Raw genomic sequence first — 2,102 nt, 5'->3', positions numbered from 1 at the left:
TCCGCGCCCTCATGCGCGAGCAGGGCCTGGAACCATGCCAGCCACGCCCCTGGCGGCACACCCTGACCGAACAGGGCCAGGACCCCGCCGCGATTCCCGACCTGCTGCAGCGCGACTTCACCGCCGAGGCCCCGGGCACCAAGATGGTCGGTGACATCACCTACATTCCCACCTGGGAAGGCTGGCTCTACCTCGCGACCGTCCTCGACTGCCACACGAAAGCCGTCATCGGCTGGGCCATGGACGACAACTACAAGACCGGACTCATCGACACCGCCATCAGCATGGCCGCCCGCAACCAGCAGCTCACCGACGGAGCGATTTTTCATTCGGACCGCGGAAGCAACTATACATCTACCCAGTTCGCTGCTACGTTGAACGGGCTCGGGATCCGCCAGTCCGTCGGCCGGACCGGGATCTGTTACGACAATGCAATGGCCGAGTCGTTCTTCGCGGCCCTGAAAAACGGACGAGACATCGCCCGATACATAGAACTCCGCTACAACACGACACGCCGCCACTCCGGGCTTGATTACCGCACCCCACGACAGGCTCACGACGAATACCTGAAAAAACAGTCCGTCGCATAGATCATCTTAATAGCGGCTGTCCGGATTTAACGGGGCACACCAGGGAGCCGTTGCGCTGCGTGGTCCGGGCTGCCGACCGTTCGTAACGGGCCGCGCCGACGTGCGCGTCGGCTTCCGCGTCCACGAGCGCCTGCAGACCGAACCGCAGCAGCTCCCGCATCACCTGACCGGCATCGGTGTGCCGCAGCAGCTCCAGCAGACCGGATAGGGCAGAATCATCCAAGGCCATCGCGTGTGTCCTCTCCGTGGAACTTTGGTCGGTTCACACAGAGCTACACGCGGTGGCCGTCTTTGTCCCGGAGCGACACACCCCCACCCCAGACGATCAACCAGCCGATCCCGATCTACACCACGCGGTGGGACTCACCCGGTGAGATCGCCGCGCTGCTGAGCGAATGGCCGGCGGCGAACCTCCGGATCCTCAGCCGGGTGATCGGGAACACGACCGTCCTGATGACCGGCCGCAGGCTCATGACGCACGAGGTCGGCCGGGAGGCGAGCCGCATGGTGATCAACCAGGGTGAGTACGAGAAGATCATCGACGTGATCCTCGACCCCGAACTGACCGATGCGGAACGCGCGGAGCGGATAAAGGAGTTCCAGCCGTGAGCGGTCACAGCAACTCGTAGGGGGTCTCCGTGTACAGTTCGCGCACCTTGTCTAGGACCTCGTGGTCGGTGCGCCATTCGGTGCGGTCGACGGACAGCACCGCCCGGACGCCGGTACCCGAGCTGGTGACGAACGCGGCCTCCAGGTCCTGCAGGTCGGACAGGTTAACGGGCTCCGTCCTGGCCGGCTGGTCGAGTCTCTGGTCGATCAACGCCATCGTGACACCCGGAAGCCATGCGGCCCGTGGCCACACCACCCGCCCCTGGCGCACGAACCCGATGTTCGACGTCGAGGCCTCACTGATCATTCCGTCGTCGCTGATGAACAGTACGTCGTCGAAGCCGGCCCGTTGCGCGCGGCGGCGGTGCGTAAGGGCCCCGAAGAGGCTGACGTGTTTCACAGTCGGAGTCTCACGCTGGTACCGCGCAGCCTGAAGTCTCAGGGGCGCCAAGGCTCCGTGCCCGGCGGGCCGGGTGGTCACCAAGACGCTCGGCTCCGCGTCCGAGCCGATGGTCCCGAGGTCGAGAGCCGGGTCGTAGACCGTGACCCGAACCATGACCGGCCCCGGATTCCCGGCCAACGCGTGCCGCACCTGGTGACGAACCGCATTGGTGTCGAGGTCGGTGTCGAAAAGTTGCCGGCAGTCCCTCGTCAAACGCTCCAGGTGCAGGGAAAGACCCCGTACGGCGAAATCCTTTACCAGCATCGACGTGAAATGCCCGTAGTTGGTCAGGGCGAGCACTCTCATCTGGTCCGGACTGGCCGGAGCGCCATTCAGTTCCATCGCTTCCTCAAGTACTCGAAGAAACCCGCAGACCGATGATCGTGTTTCAGTCCAGCTGGCTGCGGATCTCGCGGGCGAGGTCGATCGACGCGTCGATCTCGACCTTGCGGTTGGTGAGG

At 64.4% G+C, this 2,102-nt stretch carries 4 protein-coding genes; 2 read left to right on the top strand and 2 right to left on the bottom strand.

The genetic code is table 11. The annotated features are described in order from the left end of the window. A partial coding sequence (locus tag MXD61_RS05545; protein ID WP_248811768.1) for an IS3 family transposase occupies positions 1-590 on the top strand: 590 nt, incomplete at its 5' end. 1 nt (position 591) lies between these two features. Here the strand turns inward: MXD61_RS05545 and MXD61_RS05540 are convergent. Continuing rightward, positions 592-819, bottom strand: coding sequence for a transposase (locus tag MXD61_RS05540; protein WP_248811767.1), 228 nt, complete (start codon positions 817-819; stop codon positions 592-594). A gap of 62 nt (positions 820-881) precedes the next feature. Between MXD61_RS05540 and MXD61_RS05535 the strand changes: the two genes are divergently transcribed. Continuing rightward, complete coding sequence (locus MXD61_RS05535) at positions 882-1,199, top strand: hypothetical protein (RefSeq protein WP_248811766.1); 318 nt, start codon at positions 882-884, stop codon at positions 1,197-1,199. Positions 1,200-1,203: 4 nt separating this feature from the next. Here MXD61_RS05535 and MXD61_RS05530 read toward each other — a convergent pair whose 3' ends face one another. Beyond that, positions 1,204-1,983, bottom strand: a complete 780-nt coding sequence (locus tag MXD61_RS05530) for an aminotransferase class IV family protein (protein ID WP_248811765.1) — start codon at positions 1,981-1,983, stop codon at positions 1,204-1,206. Positions 1,984-2,102: the final 119 nt, after the last annotated feature.

Origin of the sequence: Frankia sp. AgPm24 (assembly GCF_023243055.1) — a bacterium.
Taxonomy (GTDB): domain Bacteria; phylum Actinomycetota; class Actinomycetes; order Frankiales; family Frankiaceae; genus Frankia; species Frankia umida.
This window is presented reverse-complemented; position numbering and strand designations above follow the sequence as displayed.

Excerpts from the sequence above, each read along its gene's own strand:
- MXD61_RS05540 (WP_248811767.1), bottom strand. The coding sequence starts at position 819 with ATGGCCTTGGATGATTCTGCCCTATCCGGTCTGCTGGAGCTGCTGCGG.
- MXD61_RS05530 (WP_248811765.1), bottom strand. The coding sequence starts at position 1,983 with ATGGAACTGAATGGCGCTCCGGCCAGTCCGGACCAGATGAGAGTGCTC.